Origin of the sequence: Leptolyngbya sp. AS-A5 (assembly GCF_039962495.1) — a bacterium.
In the GTDB taxonomy this organism is placed as follows: domain Bacteria; phylum Cyanobacteriota; class Cyanobacteriia; order Leptolyngbyales; family Leptolyngbyaceae; genus Leptolyngbya.
The window spans coordinates 67,182-89,110 of the sequence record NZ_JAMPLL010000018.1 but is presented as its reverse complement, the minus strand read 5'-3'; the positions used below and the strand labels follow the sequence as shown (position 1 = coordinate 89,110).

General features: G+C 48.0%; 16 protein-coding genes. 5 read left to right on the top strand and 11 right to left on the bottom strand.

Annotated features, from left to right (window positions below; all coding sequences use genetic code 11):
* Positions 1-8: 8 nt before the first annotated feature.
* Positions 9-152, bottom strand: coding sequence for a hypothetical protein (locus tag NC980_RS18455; RefSeq protein ID WP_190376089.1), 144 nt, complete (start codon positions 150-152; stop codon positions 9-11).
* Between the two features lie 844 nt (positions 153-996).
* Between NC980_RS18455 and NC980_RS18450 the strand changes: the two genes are divergently transcribed.
* Positions 997-3,321, top strand: coding sequence for an ATP-binding protein (locus NC980_RS18450; protein ID WP_199298445.1), 2,325 nt, complete (start codon positions 997-999; stop codon positions 3,319-3,321).
* 1,318 nt (positions 3,322-4,639) lie between these two features.
* Here the strand turns inward: NC980_RS18450 and NC980_RS18445 are convergent.
* Both NC980_RS18445 and NC980_RS18440 read right to left on the bottom strand, forming a co-directional pair.
* Positions 4,640-4,966: an IS630 transposase-related protein gene (locus NC980_RS18445; protein ID WP_347272585.1), complete on the bottom strand. Its 327-nt coding sequence runs from the start codon at positions 4,964-4,966 to the stop codon at positions 4,640-4,642.
* A gap of 179 nt (positions 4,967-5,145) precedes the next feature.
* Positions 5,146-5,985: a fatty acid desaturase gene (locus NC980_RS18440; protein ID WP_190376087.1), complete on the bottom strand. Its 840-nt coding sequence runs from the start codon at positions 5,983-5,985 to the stop codon at positions 5,146-5,148.
* 171 nt (positions 5,986-6,156) lie between these two features.
* Between NC980_RS18440 and NC980_RS18435 the strand changes: the two genes are divergently transcribed.
* Positions 6,157-7,329 carry a TetR family transcriptional regulator gene (locus NC980_RS18435; RefSeq protein WP_190376086.1) on the top strand — a complete coding sequence of 391 codons (1,173 nt, stop codon included), beginning with the start codon at positions 6,157-6,159 and terminating at the stop codon, positions 7,327-7,329.
* Here NC980_RS18435 and dnaG read toward each other — a convergent pair.
* The gene (gene dnaG, locus NC980_RS18430) at positions 7,326-9,230 is read right to left on the bottom strand and encodes a DNA primase (protein WP_190376085.1); all 1,905 of its coding nucleotides are present in this window, start codon (positions 9,228-9,230) and stop codon (positions 7,326-7,328) included. The genes NC980_RS18435 and dnaG overlap by 4 nt on opposite strands.
* 131 nt (positions 9,231-9,361) lie before the next feature.
* On the opposite strand from dnaG, the gene NC980_RS18425 reads away from it, so the two are divergent.
* A complete protein-coding gene (locus NC980_RS18425; protein WP_190376084.1) occupies positions 9,362-9,964 on the top strand; it encodes an HD domain-containing protein in 603 nt (200 codons plus the stop codon).
* Between the two features lie 423 nt (positions 9,965-10,387).
* Here the strand turns inward: NC980_RS18425 and NC980_RS18420 are convergent, their stop codons facing one another.
* Positions 10,388-11,902, bottom strand: a complete 1,515-nt coding sequence (locus NC980_RS18420) for a SagB/ThcOx family dehydrogenase (protein WP_190376083.1) — start codon at positions 11,900-11,902, stop codon at positions 10,388-10,390.
* Positions 11,903-12,162: 260 nt separating this feature from the next.
* Between NC980_RS18420 and NC980_RS18415 the strand changes: the two genes are divergently transcribed.
* Positions 12,163-12,720 carry a pentapeptide repeat-containing protein gene (locus tag NC980_RS18415; protein ID WP_199298444.1) on the top strand — a complete coding sequence of 186 codons (558 nt, stop codon included), beginning with the start codon at positions 12,163-12,165 and terminating at the stop codon, positions 12,718-12,720.
* Positions 12,721-12,794: 74 nt separating this feature from the next.
* Here the strand turns inward: NC980_RS18415 and NC980_RS18410 are convergent, their stop codons facing one another.
* The 5 genes from NC980_RS18410 to NC980_RS18390 all read right to left on the bottom strand — a co-directional run bounded on the left by NC980_RS18410 (position 12,795) and on the right by NC980_RS18390 (position 18,599).
* The gene (locus tag NC980_RS18410) at positions 12,795-13,640 is read right to left on the bottom strand and encodes an SH3 domain-containing protein (protein WP_199298443.1); all 846 of its coding nucleotides are present in this window, start codon (positions 13,638-13,640) and stop codon (positions 12,795-12,797) included.
* A gap of 48 nt (positions 13,641-13,688) precedes the next feature.
* Complete coding sequence (locus NC980_RS18405; RefSeq protein WP_190376082.1) at positions 13,689-14,870, bottom strand: family 43 glycosylhydrolase; 1,182 nt, start codon at positions 14,868-14,870, stop codon at positions 13,689-13,691.
* A complete protein-coding gene (locus NC980_RS18400) occupies positions 14,870-16,216 on the bottom strand; it encodes an ATP-grasp enzyme (protein WP_190376081.1) in 1,347 nt (448 codons plus the stop codon). The genes NC980_RS18405 and NC980_RS18400 overlap by 1 nt, the downstream gene beginning before the upstream one ends.
* Positions 16,217-16,556: 340 nt before the next feature.
* Positions 16,557-17,369 (bottom strand): class I SAM-dependent methyltransferase, encoded by an 813-nt coding sequence (locus tag NC980_RS18395; RefSeq protein ID WP_190376080.1) that lies wholly within the window; start codon positions 17,367-17,369, stop codon positions 16,557-16,559.
* Positions 17,370-18,599, bottom strand: a complete 1,230-nt coding sequence (locus NC980_RS18390) for a sedoheptulose 7-phosphate cyclase (RefSeq protein WP_190376079.1) — start codon at positions 18,597-18,599, stop codon at positions 17,370-17,372.
* Positions 18,600-18,945: 346 nt separating this feature from the next.
* Between NC980_RS18390 and NC980_RS18385 the strand changes: the two genes are divergently transcribed.
* The gene (locus NC980_RS18385) at positions 18,946-20,493 is read left to right on the top strand and encodes a gamma-glutamyltransferase family protein (protein WP_190376097.1); all 1,548 of its coding nucleotides are present in this window, start codon (positions 18,946-18,948) and stop codon (positions 20,491-20,493) included.
* 51 nt (positions 20,494-20,544) lie between these two features.
* Here NC980_RS18385 and NC980_RS18380 read toward each other — a convergent pair whose 3' ends face one another.
* The gene (locus NC980_RS18380; protein ID WP_199298442.1) at positions 20,545-21,885 is read right to left on the bottom strand and encodes an N-acetylmuramidase family protein; all 1,341 of its coding nucleotides are present in this window, start codon (positions 21,883-21,885) and stop codon (positions 20,545-20,547) included.
* Positions 21,886-21,929: the final 44 nt, after the last annotated feature.

The window sequence follows — 21,929 nt, the reverse complement described above, 5'->3', positions numbered from 1 at the left end:
ATCGCAGATTATCTTCCCGAATCGCGTCGCTCTGCCATAAGTCCCCAAGCTACTAGCCCAACCTGAAACGCCAGAATCAGCCATACCGCGATCGTCATGGGCGCGATCGCGGGTTCAGAATTCAACATCAAATCAAGAGCAGTTTCTTCCATTGCAGTTCATGGGAAGGGGACTGATCGATCGTGCCGGGAAAGTGAAAGTTACTCACCAAGTTACCTGGAGTTACTTCAAAAATTGAAAATAGGTAACTCCACAAATGCCCAGAGGATAGGGGGTTCAGGTGAAAGTTACCTGAGTTACCTAAGTTACTTAAATATTTATTTTTTATATAATTTTGCTGTGTCCGCAGTTAAAGCACAAAAGTCGAAGAACCAGGAAAACGGGTTGCATCGGAAGCAAGGTCAGCGGGGTACTAAAGCTTTAGCGTTGCTAGTGTGAAGTTTATGTGTACAGGTGCATAGACGAATTTTGGTTGTGCTAATCGGTCTAAGATTCATCCATACACCTGGATCTTGTTCATCGGTAGAGCCTCCTGAATACACATCGAAGGATCGAGGCAAAGACGGGAGCGCTTGCGAACCGTGATGCACCTGTACCAAGTGAGACAACAGCCAAAAAAGGGAAAGCTGAATGTAGTCGGTGATGCGCTAGACCTGGGGATCAGGTTGGCGAAACCCAGGTCTAGCGGACATTATAGCGAAGAATATCCCCAGGTCTAGACCACTACCATTGCATCTAGGCTGACGGAATCAGAAGTCTTGTGCATCTCGCTGTGACGGCTTCCCTCAGCTCCATGTCACGTATTTAAAAGACTTTGACAAAAGGAAAAAGTAATTCGTTAGTATAACCGAGTCACCGTCATACTCGAACGGAGAAGTGTGAGGTCTTGCTGGACTAAGCGGATTGCACCGACAAGATTTGGGGAGTGATGATGAGCATTTCTCTAGGAGGGCAGTAGCCGCCTTGTCTCACACTATCACCCACAGCTGACAATTGATGCCAGAAGGAAAATCGGTCCGCCTTGGATTCTTAAATACGCTGATTAAGCGCATCATTGCAGCAAAGGAACCTCCTGATTCAACATCCTTCAGTCGTTCAACGCTTTCGCTAAGGTGGTATCTTGTCATCCTGGTCGCAGGAACTTTGCTTCCCGTTGTGATGTTTGCCGTTGTAGTCGTCTATAGACTGTCCAGTGAGGCACAATCAGCATCAGAACGGCGTGCACTTCTCGCAGCTCGTAACTTAGCCTCGACGGTAGAACGAGAACTTTCAAGCACCACTCGGACACTTCAAGCCTTGGCATCATCAGAACAGCTTAACCAGGATAACCTTGAAGCTTTTCATAGTGAGGCAAAGCGAGTGGTGCCCACCCAACCGAGTTGGATCACTGTGATTCTCTTATCACCCGACGGGCAACAAGTTGTTAATACAATCCAACCCTTTGGTCTGCCCTTGCCTAGAGCAGGAGAGCCAGCAAGCCTACAGCGCGTTGTCGCAACTCACCAGCCGACCATTGGTAATCTCGGCCCTTCAAAGCTTAAACGCAACCTTTTTGGCTTCCCAGTTCGCATCCCGGTGATGCGCGGCGACAAGCTTCAGTACGTCCTGACGGCGGTTATTAATCAGAAAGCGATCGCGCGGATCACGGACGAGCAAGCAACCGTTGATGAAGAATGGACGCGTACGGTGGTCGATGGACAAGGAGTTGTGGTGGCACGTACCCGGGAACCTGAGCGATTTGTTGGGCAGCGCGGAACGCCATCTTTTCTGAAGCGGATTGGAGAGACCACTGAGGGAGTCTACCAGGATACCACTTTAGAAGGGATGAGAGTTTATGTCGCCTTTTGTCGGGTCAGCGATTCCCCTTGGACCGTTGCTGTCACTGTACCTATTCAGGTCATCGAAGAACCAGCCCGACGAGCGATGGAACTTGTTGTTAGTTCAGGAATAGCGTTGCTCTTCGTGAGCGGCATCGGTGCTTTCATTCTTTCAAGGCAGATTTCCCGCAGCATTACCTCGACTGCTTCGGCTGCGGAAGCGTTGGCAAACGGTGAGTATCCCCAGGTTGATTCTCTGTCGATCAAAGAAGTGGTTTTGTTAGGACAATCCTTAGAATTCGCAGCAAATTTGCTGTTCCAGCGGGAGCAGGAGCGGACCGAAAACCTGATGAGAGCTGAGGCGGCAAGAGCAGAAGCCGAGGCAGCAAACCGAATCAAGGATGAGTTTTTAGCAGTCTTGTCGCACGAATTGCGAACGCCCCTCAATCCAATTCTGGGCTGGTCTAAACTACTCCAGAACGGCAAACTAGACGAAACAAAGACAGCGCAAGCGTTAGCAACGATTGAACGGAATGCCAAACTTCAATCAGAACTGATTGAAGACCTGCTAGATGTATCCCGCATTCTGCAAGGCAAGCTGACGCTCAATGTCGCTCCGGTCAATCTTGCTTCAACAATTCGGGCAGCGATCGAAACGATACGATTAGCGGCAGAAGCTAAGTCGATTCAAGTGGAGTCAACCCTCATATCGGATACAGGCTCAGTTTTGGGGGATGCCACGCGATTGCAGCAAGTGATGTGGAATTTGCTCTCGAATGCAGTCAAGTTCACTCCGGCAGGAGGCCAGGTCAAGATTCGGTTGGAGCGCCTTGATTCTGATGCCTGCATTACGATCAGCGACACCGGGCAGGGAATTGCTCCTGACTTTTTGCCCTATGTGTTTGACTACTTCCGGCAAGCAGATGGGGCAACAACCCGAAAATTTGGGGGATTGGGATTAGGATTAGCGATCGTCCGACACCTGGTTGAACTGCATGGAGGGACAGTTCAAGCGGACAGCGCTGGAGAAGGACAAGGAGCAACCTTCATTGTCCGACTTCCGCTGATGTCAACGCAATCTCAAGCACGGTTAGAGGAACGATCGTCGACACAGAACGTTGATTTGGGCGGTATCAAAGTTTTGGTGGTGGATGATGATGCGGATACACGGGAATTTGAGGCGTTTGTCTTAGAACAGGCAGGTGCACAGGTGAGAGCGGTTGCATCTGCTTCAGAAGCGTTGCTGGTGTTAGTTCAATCCAAGCCAGATATGCTGCTGAGCGATATTGGGATGCCTGAGATAAATGGCTATATGCTGATTCAACAGGTGAGAGCGTTGTCACCCCAACAGGGCGGACAAATTCCGGCGATTGCGCTTACAGCTTATGCCGGGGAAATAAATGAGCAGCAGGCACTGACAACAGGATTTCAAAAGCACCTCTCGAAGCCAGTTGACCCGGAGATATTGGTGCAAGCGATTGCGAGCCTAGTTCGCTCCCGTTAGTGCCTAAGAAGTGATAGGGGAAAGGCTAATCTTGTAAATTCTGCTACTCCGCTAGAAAATCCCACGTTACTAGCCCAAGCATGAACACCAGAAGCAGCAAAGCCTCGATCGTCATGGGCGCGATCGCGGGTTCAGAATTCATTAAAAAATCGATTTCTTCCATCGCCACTGTGAATAAGGAACAGGTTCAGCGTTCCCAAACTGAGCGCGATCGTGCATGTAGGAAATCGAGGTGGTAACACTGTTAAACCCTCGCAACCACTAGATTTTAGTTATTGCGCTCTGCTAATTAAGATACGTCTGTTACCACCTGCTACCACCTCTATGATTAAGGTGGTAACGCTCAGAAGTATTGATTTTATTGGTGTTGTGATTTACTGTTACCACCGTTACCACCTAATTCTTACAAAACAGGTCTTTATCTGAAGGAAATTTGATGGTTCGCTGTTGGTCTAGTTATTATTGCAAATTCCAAAATTTGCTTGTAAACCGCCTTGTAAGAGATGACCTTTATCAATGGCATTGAGAAGGTCAGGGGTTCGACTCCCCTTAGCTCCATTGACTCACTTGTACATTCGCACATTAAATGTCGTGATTCGCAAATTAATGTCGTTTTTGGACTAATTTGCTAGGTTTTGCCAATCTTCGCAAATTAATGTCGCTAAATTTAGATCCTTTCCTATTCGCAAATTAATGTCGTCTTTACGTTTCTCTGAGATTGGTCGAGAATTTGCAGATTAGTATCGTTATAGTGAGCTCGTCTACTGCTTCGCAAATAAGTGTCGTGAGTTATGCGTATATCCTAGCCATGCAAGCTTTGATAATCTAGAAACTTAATCTAATACACAACCAATCTCTTCCTCAATCCCTTTTGCATTGCAAAGCTAGTTTTATAGCCTCATGCCATTGAGATGCGCCTTTCAGTCCTCCTGATTTATAGTTGTTGGCAGCAAAGCAATTTCCTTGATTCTTAGGATGCTATATATAAGTAGCTTAAACCTGAAATGCTCTGCAATGTTATAGACGCAACATAGTGTTGAAAGGTTGATTGCAGCTAACTTGCCTACTACATAAAGTGCGCGTCCCCCTTCTTTCAGCCCACCCTCGACGGTGAATCGTGCTTGGAGTTATCGCTCACATCACGCTGCAATCATGTGATGCGTCCACCTCGGTGTCCAGATTTGAGGGCTTCAAATCACTCTCCCGCTTCACACCAACCGTAATCATAGTCCGATGCGCTGATCCAGGCCTGCTTCATCGATGTAAACTTGACGGGACGGTTCAATCAAAGCAAGCTGTTGCAGAAATTCCGCTCGTTTCACTTCATCCCGTTCGCGATAGCCGTAGGTCTTTTTTTACGAGTGAACCCAATCTTCGCTAAAGCCCGTGAGATCGTGCGGGCGCTCACTGAGTCATGCCAAAGTTCCGCGAGTTCTGCCTGAGTCTTGTCACCCTGCCGTTTCACAAAAGCGCGAAATGCTTCCCGATCGACAATTCGATGGCTGGCTCCCTGCTGATAGCCTTGAGTCGCCTGGAAGTTTCCTGTCTCTGAGCGCCGTTTCAACCAACGCTCAAGACTATCCCGACTGATGTTGAACATCTGGATCACTTCGCTCTTTGGCACACCTCGGTCTAGGGCTGCAATGGCTTTTTCTCGTCAATCCTGACTGTATGCTTTTGGCCCGATCTCGACCCAACGACTCAACAAGGTTAGAGTGCCCACTAAGTCTCGTTCGATACCGCAACACTATTGGCGACCGCTATAAAAACATCAAAACGCGATCGCACTCGATCGCGTTTTGGCTTTCTGCTGATTAAATTAACTCAATTCGGCGGCATCACCACACGACGAGCTAAACCAAGCGATCGCAACACCTGAATTGCCCACCACGTCACATCAATTTCCCACCATTTCCGACCCGCTTTTGCCACATTCGGCTGAGCATGGTGATTGTTGTGCCAACCTTCACCGTAGGTAATCAACGCTGCCCACCAAAGATTGCGTGAATTATCCTCTGCTTCATAGTTTGTATAGCCAAACAGATGCGTGACCGAGTTAATAAACCAGGTGCTATGCCACAACAACACCGCCCGCAACACTAAGCCATAAATAATAAATGACCAGCCGCCTAATAGATAAAGCACGATCGCCATCGGAATTTGCAGCGCAAGATAAACTTCAGTGCGATCGAGCCAACGATAGAACGGATCACGAGCCAGATCCGGCGCAAATTGTCGATAAGACTCATAGTTAAAAAACTTATCGCGGGGATACAGCACCCATCCCATATGGCTCCACCAGAAGCCGCGACTGGCTGAATAGGGATCATTGTCTACATCTTCTGTATGCAAGTGGTGCATCCGATGGCCCGCCACCCAGAAAATTACACCACCCTGTAGTGCCAGTGTTCCAATCACCGCCAACGCATATTCCAAAGGTTTGGGAACCTGTAAGCTTCGATGTGTCAGCAGGCGGTGAAAACCTAAACAGATACCAATACTACCAAATAGCCAATGTAAAAAAATCATCACGCCGAGGGCTTTCCAGGAGAAAAACCAGGGGGCAGTGAGTGCCAGAGCGTGAAAGGCTCCGAAAAACGCAACGTTCGTCCACTCCAGTTTGAGAGCTTGTTCGGAGTCGGCTTGAATAGAATTAGAAGTCATGAAAATCCTTTACTAAGTTGACAACGATCGGTCTTGATTCAGTCCGATCTCAAGTTGCATTTTCAACTTTTGACGAAATCCGTTACAGTTGAGAAACGCATTTGCAAGTGCCGCTTGCATCTGTAGCCTAACAACGGATGAGCTTTTCTGCAAGTAGCACTTGCATTATTTATGCCTACTCCTCGAATGACCACTCGCCAAAGGCTGATTCAAGCGGCACTGGAGCTATTTACGGCTCACGGTGTCACCGAGACGACGACCAAACAGATCGCTGAATTAGCAGAGGTCAACGAAGTCACGCTGTTTCGGCATTTTGGTAATAAACATGGATTGCTGTTAGCCGCGATCGAGGAAGCGGCGGTGTTTACAGAACTGGGTCAAACGCTGGTACAACAAGCCGATCAAGCAGATTACATTGATCAAGCGCTGAAAGAATATGCCACAACTTGTCTAGAAGCCTTGGAGCGAGTTCCCGAAATGGTGCGATCGGTGGTCGGAGAAGCAGGGCAATATCCGGCTGAGAATCGCAAAGCGTTGGGGCGGGGTCTGACTCAGGCGAATCGCTATGTGGCGGAGTATTTTGATCAGATGATTCAGCGTCGTCAAATGCAGCCAAATCTGCCTGCGGAGACGCTTGCAAGCTTGCTGAATGGAATGCTGCTAGGGTATGCCGTGATTGAGTTCACTAGCGAATTTCACGAACTTTGGCAGAGCCGAGAAGAATTCGTGTCGAACCTTGTCACGTTGTTTTTACAAGGGGCGCTTCAGCCTTCCCAGTCGATTCCTTCAGGAGTTCGGGATTTGAGCGCTGATATGGTGCATTCGATTTTTCAACGTGCTAAAAAGCGAGGATTGCAAGACTATGCGATCGCGTATGTTTTATTTGGGGCGGGACTGAGTGCGGGTGAATTGGTGCAGCTAAGACGATCGGACTATTCCTCGACTCGACACCAACAACAGTTACAGCTTTCTCAAGAGTTTGTTCGTCCGCTCAATCAGTGGATTTTAGGAAAGCGTTACGGTTCATATACAAAAAATCCGCTGACTCAATGGCTTAAAAGCCGCAAAGATGTTTCGTCAGCGATGTTTCTTAATTCGAGCGGTCAGCCGATCACCGAAGCAGATTTGTTGCAGCGCTGGAATAGTCTCACAGAGGGCATTTTGAAACCGCCCACGATCGAACAAGCGTTTCAAACTTGGTGTGTTGAGCTACTCATGCGAGGAATGTCGATCGCAAACTTACAAGTCCTGACGCGACGAGAGCTATCCGAGTTACAGCCGTTTGTCGATCGAGCCAGAGAAAAGGCTGCGTTAGAACAAGCAATTCGACTCGATCAAGCTTAATCGACCGCGATCGGTGCTTGTACCAGGTCAACAAAACTCACTTGACGCAGACGATCGAGTTCTGTAATTCGCTGTTTCTCAACATAGGCTTTTTGTTGATAGAACTGTCCCAGATCGGGCGTGGTGCTGAGATCTGTTTTTTCCCAAAGATCAAGGAAGTGCCGATAGCGTTTTTCGCACATGACGCGCTCAATTCCAGCCGTTGCCGATCGAATCACAAGTGGCGCTCTGAGAATGTCGCGCTTGGTCTTCTCGTCGAGTTCAAACAGTGAATAGACCTGAGACATTTCGCGAGGAAAGTCGTGAGTCCGATCGCGCAGTTGCTCAAACAAATCACAATCGAGATTGTCTTGCTCGATCTCGCAAATTTGCCGCCAGAGAAAGCGATGGTGTGACAGGCTAAATTCGAGATCTTGAGCATCGATCGCGGCTCTAATTTGAACGCGACATTCCGGCGCATGAAGGTAGAGGCGCAATAGCTGAGATTCACATTCTTCGAGTAGGTTGCGATCCCCCGGAGTTTGCCATTTTTGCGATCGACCATGCCACCGTTGCCCCCGAACTTGCAGCCGTAAGTTTTCTTCAATTTGCCGAGCTAACCGACTGTTGCCCTGACTCAAGAGTTCTGCACAGTAATGAATGTAATGCGTTCGCAGCGAGGGATTCGGCAGATTTCCAAGCAGAGACACGATCGCCATCACTGCTTGCTGGAACTGATCAGATTGTTTCAGGTCTTGATGCAGTATTGCTTGTTCAATCTGCCAATCTAGCCAAAGTGGGGCGCGATCGAGCAAGGCTTGATAGTCTTGTGCTGAATGATGCTTAAGATAGTCATCCGGATCTTTACCATCGGGAGTGTTCAAGATCCGAAGCTGAACTTCTCCTTGATAGGCGAGATTTGCAATTTCTCCGATCGCTCGTTCTGCTGCTTGGACTCCTGCGCGATCGGCATCAAAGTTAAACACAATTCGCTTGGATTCAGTAAAGCGCAAAAGTTGTTTCACTTGAGCCACACTTAAGGCTGTTCCAAGTGAAGCCACTGCATTCGTAATTCCAGCCGTATGAAGCGCAATCACATCGAAATAGCCTTCAACTACAACGGCTTGGTCTTGTTTCGCGATCGCGCTCTTCGCTTTATCCAATCCAAAAAGCGTCTTCCCTTTGTCGAATAAATCCGTTTCAGGAGAGTTCAGATACTTCGGCTGTTCGTCGCTTAAAGTTCTTCCACCGAATCCAATCACGCGACCTTGAGAATCATGAATTGGAACCATTAAACGGTTACGGAAGCGATCGTAATATCCCTCACCATTTTTGCGCGGAATCAACAATCCGGCTTTTTCCACCATCACAACCGGATAGCGCTTTTGTTCGACTAAATACTTAGACAACGTTTCCCATCCAGCAGGAGCAAAACCGAGTTGGAATTGTTGAATCGTTTCCGGGGAAAGTTTGCGATCGCGCTTCAGATAGGAGAGCGCTTCCGCGCCGTGGGACTGTTGTAAGGCGTGTTCGTAGAATTTGGCTGCGATCGCCAAAATTTCGTATAGCTGTTCTCTCACCGATTGTTGACGCTGGAATTCCTGACGATCCTCAGCTTGTAGCGTTTGTACTGGAACTTGGTACTTATTCGCCAGTTCTAAGACAACTTCGCTAAAATTGCGTTTGCCCAACTCCATGAGAAACTTGATTGTATTGCCCCCTGCTCCACAGCTAAAGCAGTAATAAAACTGTTTGCTCGGACTCACCGTAAAGCTCGGAGATTTGTCATCATGAAACGGACACAAGCCGACAAAATCCTTGCCCTGCTTCTTCAGGACAACGTGTTCCGAAACGACATCGACAATATCAGCGCGTTGTTTGACTTGTTCGATCGTGTCTGGATGCAGGCGAGGAACGTTCATGATCACTCTCTACTGATACACCTATTCTAGCGACAGAATGAATTTCTAGATACGCCGTGAGTAGGATTTGATTTGTTTATTCTACGCTACCTGTAGCGTTTGACCGCAAGTTTAGCACTGAGAGATTTTTCATGCAACTGACTACTACAAGACTGCAAGCGCAAATCCAATTCATCGTTGAAATTGACAAGCTCAAGCACGTTTTACGACAAACAATCCTGATGGACAAATCGAGGCGCGAGAATGATGCAGAGCATTCCTGGCATCTGGCGATGATGGCGATCGTGCTTGCCGAATATGCTGATCCGCAAGTCGATTTACTGCGCGTTCTCAAAATGGTGCTGATTCACGATTTAGTTGAAATCGATGCCGGAGATACGTTTTGCTATGACACGATCGCGCTGCAAGACCAAGCCGAACGCGAAGAGAAAGCCGCCGATCGCTTGTTTGGAATGTTGCCAGAGAATTTAGGAGCGGAACTGCGATCGCTCTGGGAAGAGTTTGAGGCGAAAGAAACCCTAGATGCTCAGTTTGCGACGGCGCTCGATCGACTCCAACCGTTATTGCACAATTACTACACCGAGGGCGGCACTTGGAGAAAGGCAGGCGTAACGGTGGAGAAAGTGAGGCATCGGATGGCTCCGGTTGCGATCGGTTCTTCCGTGTTAGGTGAGTTTGTAGAGAATTTAATTCAGGATGCAATTCGGCAGGGATTTATTTTACAGCCTGATTAGTAAAGTTTTCCTGCTCATTGCTAGACACTGTTCGATTCTGTACCCGCTTGAATCTGAGCAATCTTCTCAGCACAAACTATTTTGATCCAATCTTGAGGAGTAATCTTTTGCCATTGACAGTCTGCGTCAATCCTTTTTAGCAACTCAGGTGGAAAAGCAATGCTGATATGTTGTTTGACCTGAAACTGATTTGTGAAATGCTCAGAGACCTATACTCCTGAATGAGCTTGTCGAGCAATTTCTTCAATGCTTTGAACTTCAGTAGATTTACTGCTCATAGCTTCTGCGCTCCTGTTTCGTTGATCTCCAAGCTGCCACAACTGAAAGGTACTCTCTCAATCGTCCTGTTCTACCGTTGTCTCGATCGACTGTCCAGCCGGAAGCCCCAACTGCTCAAGCATTTTGACTCTCAATCGTCCTGTTCTACCGTTGTCTCGATCGACCCAACGTCGTAATGTACAAAACTGCCTCATCTTGTGGAATCCCCAAGACTTCATTGACTTGATCATCAAAGAATCCTCCAATGCCACTTGCGCCGAGCCCTAAATGAATCGCAGCTAAGTTCATGCGCTGTCCTAAATGTCCCGCATCCATGTGTAGATAACGGTAAACTCGATCGCCATACTGCTCGATCGCTTTCTTCAAATCTGCGGTGTGAAACACGATCGCGCTTGCATCCCGCCCCAAATCTTGACCTAGACACAGAAAATGCAGTTCACGTCGGAAGTTCTTAAATCGAATCTGACGAAGCTCTTGCGCTCTAGGAGCATAGTAATAACAACCATCTTCGAGGTTAGTGACACCCGAAACGGCAACAAAGGTTTCAACTAAGTTCAAATCGAAATAATCGGGAGAACGATCGAGATGTTGATCAATGTAATGCTGGGGTTGATAAGCAAAATCTAGAATCGCGTTGAGTTCTTCAAGCAGCAGAGGTTCACCGCTAAACGCACGGGTTGATCGACGGTGAATCATTGTTTGCTCAAGTCCGCGTAAGTTTGTATCCCAGTGAATTGGATTGCAAACGGTCGAAACTTTCAAACAAAACGGAAAATTGTATTTATCCGAATGTTCCTCAGATTCGGGAACAGTCCAGTTTACTTTTGCATTGGCATTGTAGGGAATTTGAGTCGCTTGGTGAAAATAACTCAGCAATCCACCATCGGGAATCCTGGGATAGTCTAGCTGCGGTGCAGTCGGAAGTGCGGTTCGAGCCAGCGGCAGGTGTTCTCGAACTTTGGATAAGTCAGCGATCGGTAACACTGCGATCGCACCTTCTTGTTCTGCATCGAAGTATAACAATTGATTGATCGCTTCATCCGCAAATCCGCCAATCAAATGCGGACGAAAATCCGTCATGGCGCAAGCAAGCTCAATGTTTCCAATTAAGTGTCCAGTGTCGAGAAAAATCCGCCGATACGCCCGATCTTGATAGCGCCAAGCTGAGCGAAAAAACACCGCAGACAGCACGATCGCAAATTGGGTCTGCTCTAAAGCCGGATTCCAAAAACACGCCGACTGAAGCGAGTTCCAGACCTCCGCCTCCCAAAAATGCAGTAAGGTATGGGTTTTTGCTTGATAGTTGTAAAGCCCAGCAGGCAAGTCCGGGGTTCCGCGAGAAATTAGGTAGACTTCAGCCGGATACAGTCCCCCCGCAGAAGGAGACGATCGTAGATAATGCGGCTCTCCATTGGTGGGAATCGCACCCGTCAGACCGTAGCTACAGACAAGCAGTTTAGAAAGCCGCTGCCACCAATCGTCTTTCGATTCTTCACTGAGATAAGGCTTCAGGTCGATCGAGGCTCCAAACTTGTAGGACTTGAACGGGATTGGCTGCTCTTCCCAGTTCAGCGCTTGACTTTTGGTGTGAATCGTTTGCGGGTCGTATTTGGTGCGTTCGTGATAGTGTTCAGCGATCGACACTTGCAAGTCCGGCATAGCTAATTTTTAGACTGCGTACTGTTTCTGATATTGACATGAGATCAGGGCGGAGAGCTGACTATCCGGAAAACAAATTCATATGTAGTGATCTTGTTTGATTGGTAAACGCTGAAAGGAGTAGAGAGTGGGTAGGGAGGAGAGGGCTGAAAAGGAAACGAGACACCCCATTCCCCCTAAAATCACTGAGCGATCCCTAAAGAAAATGTTAAGTATTCTTAACTTGTCAGAAATATTCTTTACGTTTCTATATGAGGCGTATGCGACAAGCAGAGTCTAGAACAATGGAGACGATCGCGGCTGAGGTTTTGATTGCAAGATACAACCAGGGAGAACGAGAATTTGAGAACTGTAACTTAGAGCAAGCTAACTTTTTTGAAGCAAGGTTAGTCAGAATTAATCTAGCTGGCAGTTGCTTAAATCGTGCGTACTTACCTTATGCCAATTTACATCAAGCAAACTTGAGTTCAACGCAGCTTAAAAGCGCCGAACTTAGTGATGCTCAATTACACCAAGTGAATTTGGATGATGCAGATTTGGAGGATGCGGCACTTCTGAGAGCCGATCTGAGTTTGGCGAGTTTGAATGACGCAAATTTGAGCAGAGCAAATTTAAGTGGCGCAAATTTGGTAAATGCTGACCTCAGCAACGCCAATTTGAGACAGGCAGATCTAAGTCGAGCAAACCTGAAGCAAGCGAATCTGAATGGTGCAAATTTGAGCGGGACGAACTTATCACGCTCAACGGATCTCGATCTCACAGGCGCGATCGTCGATGCGTTTACGATCTATCCTGACGGACATCGCCAAAGCGATTAAGACAAATCGCCAGTGAAGCTACAATATCCTGCCGTCGATCGCCGCCGCAAATTAAGCAGCGCTTCCAACCTCCTTTAATCTCCAGTGACAAAAGCCTGCATCTTCCATTCACCACTGGCTTTGCTGAATAAAACTCGGTATCCAACAGGACTGTAAGCATAGCGGCTGGCAACGAATCCACGTCGATTATCAGACAAAATTACAGGTGTCCAACCGTTAGGATTGTCGAGCCTCATTGTGCTGGATTTCTCCGCATCGGAGGCGTTTTGAAAGGTGGTTGTGTCGTATTTCACAATCTCGTTTGTTAGAGTTGCGATCGCGGCTGAATTTGTATTGGGCTGCGATCGCACATTCACAGTTTCACCGACCACAACGATCGCAGAAAACGCATCGAGGTTTGCTGGGGGATTCTTTTTAATTGCGTTGTCAAATTGCTGAAACACGGTCGGGCAAGAGTAGCCGTAACTTTCTTCAGAGCAACCCAGCGAGAGAGCTTTTTCAAGCGATGTCCAGAATGATGAATTGGGGTTTTCTGGATTGAGATAATCAATCGATCGCTGTGCCCCAAAGCTAAATTTGGTTTCTGGAGTCACGATGCTGCGAATATATTGGGCATCGCGATCTCGCACCGCTTGACGAGTGCGATCGAGGAATTTCGCGAAGTCTGAAGACTGCGTGGATTCGTCTACAAGCGCGATCGGTAAACGGTTAGGATTAGGACTTGCAGCAGGAGCAGGAGAAGCCGCAACCGGAGGATTGAGTTTCTCACTGGTTGCAGGTGGAGTCGAAGGGGCGGGCTGTTCTATTTGGAAGGGGGTCGGTTGGGGTTGGGGACGCAGATAAGTGACAGCCGCGATCGCCGAACTCACAGCAGCAGTCAAAACCACGACTCCAGACACAATCAAAGCATTGGTTCTCATAGCGCGTCATTGCCTGGACTGAAACGATTTAGGCAATGTCCTCTTACTTTATGATTCACTGGCTGCGGTGAGTGTTCCGGACGAGATCGAGCGCGGAAACTGAAGACCGGAGGGATTAGCGCGTCGCATTTCGTAGCCGTTTCCCGTCCAGAGAATTCGATAGCGGGGCGAGACTTCGAGGACATGAAGACGGTGATACCAGCCGTAGCCGATGTATTCATCAGGAGTCTCGGTTTCGAGCAGGTTAGTTCCGTAGAGTCCGCTGGTTTCGCTGCCGGGAACGATCGATTGATTTTGCTCAACTGGAAGAAATTGACCTGTGATGCGATCGCTCACATACCAATGCAACGAAGAATTCGTAATGCGCCCGCGTGGATGTTTGTGCAGCCATTTCTGATTTTGAAACATCCGAAAACAAGAGAAAAATAAGTGATATTGATTATTTTGATAAATCACTTGGGGACGTTCAAGGTGATAGAAGCCCCAGTTTTTTGCATTGGGAGGTGCAACAAGTACGGGAGGAAGCAGTTGATATTCGCCGTCAATAGTATCGGAAACGGCTACGCCCACACAGCCTTGAAAGTCTCCGGGCGTTTTGGAGCTTGCACAGGTAAACATAAAATATTTACCAGAGTCAGGATCTTTGAAGATGTAAGGATCACGCCAGTGAAAATGGTTTGACCAATTGCAGCGACCATAATCAGGATCATCCTCGTCCGGGATTAAGGGAAAATGCTTGTACTGGCGTTCCCAGTGAATGCCATCGGTTGAAGTTGCAAGTCCAATGCCTTCACTTTTGAGTTCTCGCCCTTCTCTGCCGCCTGCTGAATAGAACAGATAGTATGTTCCATTTTCTTTTAGGGTATGACCTGCGGAAATTCTGCCCGATTCCCAAGCATGGTTTGGATCAGGTGCCAGTAGAATGCCTAAATCGTCCCAGTGATACAAGTCTTTGGACACTGCACCACATAGGTTGCTCACTGACCACCAGGGCGTTTGACCTTCGACTCCTTGTAGATAGAACATCAGATAGCGATCGCCATCTTTAAGAATCCACGGGTCCCAGTTCATCGGTGCGCCTCGGAGTGACGATCGCAGCATTCCAGCGATCGCATTGCCAATCCGGATTGCGCCGCGCTCAAGAATGCTAATCGTTTGTAGCTCAGATGCTCCCGTTGGAATCGGTTCAATCAGACTGACAATCCCTTGATGAATCCGATTTAAGTTCATTAATCTCCACCAGGTTCAACTAATTTACCAATGTTGAAGTCAATTCGTATCCAGCCTTTGAGCTTACGTAAGTTATTCAATAGCAATAATGGAATCTGCCAGTGATGCACCATCAAAAAGGGAATTGGATCAGAGGCTTGAAGCATAGCATCTTTTCCATTCAAAATCACACTGAGGCGCTCCTGGAAGCGCCTCCAAGATCCGGCGGTGATCAGTCTCCAGACCTCGTGATATGTCCAGTAGGTGGGTTTACTGCTCGGAAGCGGCTGAATCGGTTCTACGGCGATCGATTCTCCCAAATAGGCTTTTGCTACATCGGGATGATTGTAGAACATTGTAATTGCAGAATGTGTTCTAGGATTACATTCGATCGCATACACTTCTCCGGTCGATCGTTCAATGAAATCAAACGAAATTTGTCCGGTGAGATTCAACGCTTTTACAAATGTAGTCACCCAAGCCTGAATCGCAGGATGATCAATCTGCTCATAGTTCACCTGAAATGCAGAAGACTTCGCACAACAATGTAAGCGCACTTCACCATCGCGCACAGTGCTATGCGTACAATACTCTTGCCCAGTGATGAACTCTTGCAGAATCCAAGGACTCTCTTCGCTGATGGGCAATGTTGCGAGATGTGCTGCCATTGCTTCTTTGGATGCCAATGGATACTTGGTCATATCCAAGCGATGTACCGAATCGTAAGCAATGCTTTTGAGAATGTACTGGCTGGAGTCAAAGTCAAAATCTAAAACTTGCTGCGGATCGGTGATGCGGTATGTTTTCGGAGCCGTGAGACCGAGCGATCGAGCCTTCTGACTGAGTTCAAACTTGTCATCCAATAGCTGAGTGATTCCTACATCAAAGTGCAATACTTCACAATGTTTTGATAATGCAGGTTTTGCAAGTGAACAGTAATAGCTTTCAACAGGGCTAGTCACTGGAACAACAACATCAATGTTTTCTCGCTGTACAATGTTCAGCAACGCTTGAACAAAGGCTTCTGGGTCTTGCTTCGGTGCAGGAACAGTGTAGAAGCGATCGACCGAATTAGAAAACTGATGCCCAGTAAGCCAGTATTTCTGAGTTTCAATTAAAACAACCCAATGACCTGCCGCATGAAACGATCGCGCAAGCTGCAAGGCTTTGGTCATTTTGCCGCCCGTAATCAAGATGCGTTTTGGTGAATCAGATTGCGGAGTAGACGACTGCTGAAACTTGCCAACGATCCAGGCACATAGAGCGATCGTGAGGTTAATTGGTAGAGCAATCAGCAGCAATGTCAGCGTTAGGATGTTCTGTAGTGCTGCTTTGAACTTAGACTGAAACGATTGCGAACTTAGCATAAGCAATAGCCATAAATTAAAGTTTCCCCTCTTCTAAAGCCAGAAACTACGATGTAGATGCAAATTGTCGCTTCGTTCTAAGCGGCTAATTGCCCCCTAAATCCCCCACTCGTGGGGGACTTTGAAGTAATCAAACAAGCCTGCTCCTGCATGAATCCTTGCTCAAAAACAGACTCAAATTTGATCAGGACAAAAGTGCTGTAGCAATCAAGAGCTTTACTCCACTCAAAGTCCCCCACGAGTGGGGGATTTAGGGGGCAGCTATCCGACTGCAACGCAGCGAAAACCATCTTTGCACAGCAATACCTTAGAAGAGGGGGAAAGAGAAAACAGGAACTTCCTAAACCCGTCGAATCAGCGTCACACCATCGCGCAAGGGAACTAACACTTGTTCAACTCGCGCATCCTCTGCAACGACCTGATTAAACTCAGCGATCGCCGCTCCATTCGCCGATCGTTCAGTCAAATAAGGCTGTCCTTGAAGCAGGGTATTGTCCACGCAGATAAAGCCATTCGGTGCTAACAATCCGGAATCGAGCAGCAATTGAAAATACTGCACATATTCCCGCTTATCGGCATCGATAAACATGAAGTCAAACACCTCGCCTTGACTTACAAGTTCTTTGAGGGTGTCGATCGCTGGGGCTAACTTAATCTGAATCTTTGCACCATGCAACGACTGATCAAATAGCTCCTGAGCAAAACTTGCAACATACTCATCGACTTCGCAAGCAACGAGAACACCATCAATGGGTAATGCTTCCGCCATTGCTAATGCAGAATATCCGGTAAACATTCCGATATCCAAAATGCGACGAGCATGAGCCATGTGAACCAACATTTTAAGAAACTGTCCTTCAACATGACCCGATAGCATTTCCTGCTCTAGATGGCGCACTGTTTCACCATCCGAAAAGCGCTGATCCCAAGGCTCACCCTGGGTTTTCCTAGCAATTGCGCTCAAATCTTTCGATTCAGGTGTCGTACAAGCATTGACATACTCTTCTAGCCCGATCGCCAGTTCCAATGCTTTCTGCACGGATTCTGTGGCATCTTCAGCGTGTTGGAGTTGCTTGAGTGCAGTTTGCAGATGAGCCGTCAAAATTCCAAGCGGCGTAACGGGACGTGCTGCAGTCGGAGTGGCTGTGGTCATCTAGTTTGCACTCCCCACCAGCTCACTGTTCGCTACATAGGCATCAATGCCTGCTCCAGCACGAGGATAGTCCGCACATAGACGTTTGTGATCTGCGATCGCGCTTTCTAGCTCATCCCGGGTCAAATCATTCACAAAGTAGCAAGTTCCGATCGGACGCGGCATTGCGGCTCTGAGCAATCCATCACGGGTCAGCATAATCGATTGAGTTGCTTTCCACATCAAGTCAATCTCCATCATTGGATGATCGAGTGCCAAGCCCAACCGACTCATCAAACCGAGAATACGATCGCGATCCACCGCAGAGATATAACCACGTTTTTCAGCAATAGTCGCCGAAAGCGCCATATCAATGTTCACGGCATGACCATGTAACAGTGGAACTTGTGGAGCTAATTCTAGCGTTGGACTCCAAGTGTGACCATAAGCAATCACGCGATCGAGCATCAATTCATGCAGATTCGGAGCCTCTAGCTCCAGCATTGTTTTGATTGACTCATAGTTCACGCGATGTCCGATTTGTTTGAGATCCGCAGCATCACCCACAAAACCGAAGTGGTTATACAGCAACTCTTCACCATATTGCTCTAACAACTCAAACACTTCAGCGTTAGAAACAACGGCAATTTTAACTAACTCTGCCATACCATTTCGGATCTGATCCACAGGCAAGGTCTTCAAGAACGAGAAATCAAGAATGACTTGCTTAGGCGGATGATAAGCACCGAGACGATTCTTTAACTTGCCATGATTGACGGCGACTTTAATCGCAACACCCGCATCAATCAACCCAATTAAAGTTGAAGGAACTCGGATATAGTTTGTGCTTCTGCGATAAGAAGAACAAGCAAACCCTGCAACATCTAAAACCAATCCGCCACCAATGACTAGAACTGGCTCTTTACGCTTGAGATTAAAATCGCAGAAAGCATCCGTGATTTTTAAGAAAGTGTCGATCGTTTTCTCTGGTTCAGTAATCTCGATCGCAAATACCGTTAAATCGATTTCGTAATACTCGAAATACGATCGCAACTGTTCGCCATAGAGACGATCGACATTGTGATCCACCACTGCTAGACAGCGTCCTAAAGTGCGGTAGTTATCTGCCAAAGCGGAATTTCCAACTTCAAACAAACCCTGGATGAGATCCAAATTAAACTCGATCTTCTCGTATCCTTCCAAATGAAATGACTGATCCGTTGCTTCAACTTTTGCGTGAACAGAACTCATAGCTTACTTCCGTGATTGTCTAAGTTGCCAACACAAACTTGCTCGAATTTCGAGCTAAAAACTGCAATTCAGAGGATGAAAAACTGTTTAAGTTTGCGTCAGGAATCGCAACCGACTGAATAAGATCAATCGAATCGATTTGGCAGACTCCCAAAACATGGAGTGCCTCATAATTTGAATCATGTATCAGTCGCACCGTAAACTATCAGTAGAGTAAATAATGTACTTTGCGCCTAACAGTGTCTAAAGGAGTAGAAAGGAGTACGTCTTGAAGACTAATTCTTGGGAGGGATTCTCTGCCAATCAGCAGATTGACCGCTATCCTTACGCAGCGAAGCGTCGGGTAATGCTGGGAAGTAGAGGAGCAGTTGCGACCAGTCAGCCTTTAGCAACGTTAGCTGGAATACAAATGCTACTTGCGGGCGGGAATGCTGCTGATGCTGCGATCGCAGTTGCGATCGCGCTGACTGTGGTGGAACCGACTTCAAACGGGATTGGCTCTGATGCGTTCGCGCTAGTTTGGGATGGCAAGCTACATGGATTAAACGCATCGGGTAGAAGCCCGCAGAATTTACCTGTTCAAACCTTACTCGAAGCTCCGAAGATGCCGCAGTTAGGTTGGGCAACAGTCACAGTTCCAGGTGCTGTTTCGGCTTGGCGATCGCTCTCCCAACGTTGGGGAAAGCTGCCGTTTGAGCAATTGTTTGAGCCTGCAATCCACTATGCAGAACAAGGATTTCCCGTCTCGCCGGAAGTTGCCCGCGCTTGGAAGCGAGCCGAACAAACCTTTCTACCGCTCACAGGTGCAGAATTCCAACCCTTTAAAGCTGTGTTTTTTCCTGGTGGTCGCGCTCCGCGTGTGGGCGAGATTTGGCGCAGTCCTGCTCATGCAAAAACCTTGCGATCGATTGCTAGCTCCCAAGGTGAAGCATTCTATCAAGGTGAACTTGCAGACGCGATCGCCCAGTTTGCAGAACAGACCGGAGGATTTCTCGATCGTCAGGATTTCGCAACACATCAAGCGGATTGGGTTGATCCAATTTCAACTAACTATCGGGGTGTGACAGTCTGGGAAATTCCGCCTAACACTCACGGCATTGCAACATTGATTGCATTGAACATTCTAGAAGGCTTTGATTTATCGCAATATCCGCGGGATTCGGTCGAAAGCTTCCATTTGCAAATCGAAGCGATGAAGTTAGCGTATGTTGAGGTCGATCGTCATGTCAGCGATCCCCGAACAATGCAAGTTGCTGTAGCCGACTTACTGGATAAAGCTTACGCATCTGAGCGACGACACTTGATTAGTCAAACTGCATTAACATCAATTCGCTCAGGATTTCCCAAAGGTGGAACGGTTTATCTAGCCGCAGCAGACGAGGACTTAATGGTGTCATTCATTCAGTCTAACTACGAGGGATTTGGTAGCGGTATCCTCATTCCCGATACTGGAATTGCTCTTCACAATCGCGGCAACGCCTTTTCAACCGAAGCGGGGCATCCGAATCAAGTTGCACCGAGTAAGCGTCCCTATCACACGATTATTCCAGGATTTCTCAGCGTGGGAGATCAGCCACTCGGTGCGTTTGGTGTGATGGGCGGATTTATGCAGCCTCAAGGACATTTACAGATGGTCGTGAACTTAGTGGACTATGGTATGAATCCCCAAGCTGCGCTGGATGCTCCTCGCTGGCGATGGATAGCAAACAATCAAGTGTTGTTAGAGCAAACTGTAGCCCCAGATGCCGCGATCGCACTGTCCGATCGCAATCATCAGATTCAACTGACTGCGGAACCGAGTGCATTTGGTCGAGGACAGATGATTTTAAAGTCTAAGCATGTCTTAATTGCAGGTTCAGAGTCGAGAGCGGATGGCTGTGCGATCGTGCTGTAGAGTGTCTCGTAAAGACGCGATGCATCGCGTCTTTATGAGAGAGAGCAATGACTACGCCACTTTCAACCAGTAATTATAGGCATCTGCCAGCTTTTCATCGTAGCGATTTACACGGTAACTTTCGCCGTTGTACCGGAGCGCAAATCCTGCCCAATCGCGGCTAATCAAAAAGCGATCGAGCCGATTGCTTTTAATAAAATTGAACATTGCTGCTAACTGCTTGCCTTCGCTTTCGTGCATATCGCGCACAAAAGATTCCACATCCCGGTAGCCCGCCTGAGCGTGATTGAAGCCCATCACCTGACCCAAACCCCAAGAAGCAGATTTCAATGCCGCTTCCCGATTCAGATTCGCTGCTCGATAAATGCGATCCCATTCTCCGGCTCCACCAATGTACAAACTACGATTCCAGACCGGGCTGGAAATATTATCGTCGCTGTAGTCAAATCGCCCATTGGTAAAATCCGAAAACCAATGCGCCTCAAACAAGATTTTGGGTCTGCCGTCGCGCAAAAATCCTGATCCGGCAGCTTCTACATCAACAACGGCTCGAACTGCGGCAACTTCACAACCAATCGATCGAGCCACATCGCGAAAATCTTGAGAATTGAGCGATCGAGTTGGACGCACCACAGGAATTCGAGGAATTGCAGGTTCGAGTAACATCAGTGCGGCAGTGGGCGAAAGCTCATTGGAGTTGAATTCGTAAGCTCTAGAGAAAGCAACATAGGCTGACTGAGTTCTACCGCCCCAAAGTCCATCGACAGGACCTGGAGCATGTCCCATTGCATCGAGTCCCTGCTGAATTTGGCGGGTAAGGCGCTGATCGGCAGTAATGCGAGACATCTGCCAGGTGAATCCACCTGTTGCAATGAGGCGGAGTCCGGTCGGGATGGCTTGATTTGGGGGAGCAAGGCGAGTCCCAGAGGAAGGCGGTGTTGGAGTAGGCGCTGGTGTTGCAGGAGGTTGCACAACGGTTTGTGGGGGAGTTGGTTGTGTAGGTGAGGTGGGTTGTGTAGGTGAGGTGGGTTGTGCGGGTGGCTTCGATTGTGTGGGCGGAGCTGATTGTGCAGGTGGCTTCGCTTGTGCAGGTGGCTTCGCTTGTGCAGGTGGCTTCGCTTGTGCAGGTGGAGTTGGTTGTGCGGGTCGAGGCTGGAGGCCTAGAAGCAGTTGCGCCGCACGGGGGCTGATTTCGTTGTTTTTAAGCTGATTGCGAGTGGCGAATGCACTAAAAGCGCTCTGAGTCATATTGCCCCAAATGCCATCCACGGGGCCAGGTTGAAAGCCTAACGCGATTAGGCGTTGCTGTAGTTCTCTGGTTAAGCTTTGGCTGTTGCGAACCGTGGTTAATGGAGTCGTAGATGTTCCCGATGCGATGGTATTGAGATTCATAAGATTTTACTCATGCGCTGACTAGCACTCTAGATTGTAGGCAC

What these genes read in the sequence shown, in the direction of transcription:
- NC980_RS18455 (WP_190376089.1), bottom strand. Translation starts at nt 152, where the DNA reads ATGGAAGAAACTGCTCTTGATTTGATGTTGAATTCTGAACCCGCGATC.
- NC980_RS18450 (WP_199298445.1), top strand. Translation starts at nt 997, where the DNA reads ATGCCAGAAGGAAAATCGGTCCGCCTTGGATTCTTAAATACGCTGATT.
- NC980_RS18440 (WP_190376087.1), bottom strand. Translation starts at nt 5,985, where the DNA reads ATGACTTCTAATTCTATTCAAGCCGACTCCGAACAAGCTCTCAAACTG.
- NC980_RS18435 (WP_190376086.1), top strand. Translation starts at nt 6,157, where the DNA reads ATGCCTACTCCTCGAATGACCACTCGCCAAAGGCTGATTCAAGCGGCA.
- dnaG (WP_190376085.1), bottom strand. Translation starts at nt 9,230, where the DNA reads ATGAACGTTCCTCGCCTGCATCCAGACACGATCGAACAAGTCAAACAA.
- NC980_RS18425 (WP_190376084.1), top strand. Translation starts at nt 9,362, where the DNA reads ATGCAACTGACTACTACAAGACTGCAAGCGCAAATCCAATTCATCGTT.
- NC980_RS18420 (WP_190376083.1), bottom strand. Translation starts at nt 11,902, where the DNA reads ATGCCGGACTTGCAAGTGTCGATCGCTGAACACTATCACGAACGCACC.
- NC980_RS18415 (WP_199298444.1), top strand. Translation starts at nt 12,163, where the DNA reads ATGCGACAAGCAGAGTCTAGAACAATGGAGACGATCGCGGCTGAGGTT.
- NC980_RS18410 (WP_199298443.1), bottom strand. Translation starts at nt 13,640, where the DNA reads ATGAGAACCAATGCTTTGATTGTGTCTGGAGTCGTGGTTTTGACTGCT.
- NC980_RS18405 (WP_190376082.1), bottom strand. Translation starts at nt 14,870, where the DNA reads ATGAACTTAAATCGGATTCATCAAGGGATTGTCAGTCTGATTGAACCG.
- NC980_RS18400 (WP_190376081.1), bottom strand. Translation starts at nt 16,216, where the DNA reads ATGCTAAGTTCGCAATCGTTTCAGTCTAAGTTCAAAGCAGCACTACAG.
- NC980_RS18395 (WP_190376080.1), bottom strand. Translation starts at nt 17,369, where the DNA reads ATGACCACAGCCACTCCGACTGCAGCACGTCCCGTTACGCCGCTTGGA.
- NC980_RS18390 (WP_190376079.1), bottom strand. Translation starts at nt 18,599, where the DNA reads ATGAGTTCTGTTCACGCAAAAGTTGAAGCAACGGATCAGTCATTTCAT.
- NC980_RS18385 (WP_190376097.1), top strand. Translation starts at nt 18,946, where the DNA reads ATGCTGGGAAGTAGAGGAGCAGTTGCGACCAGTCAGCCTTTAGCAACG.
- NC980_RS18380 (WP_199298442.1), bottom strand. Translation starts at nt 21,885, where the DNA reads ATGAATCTCAATACCATCGCATCGGGAACATCTACGACTCCATTAACC.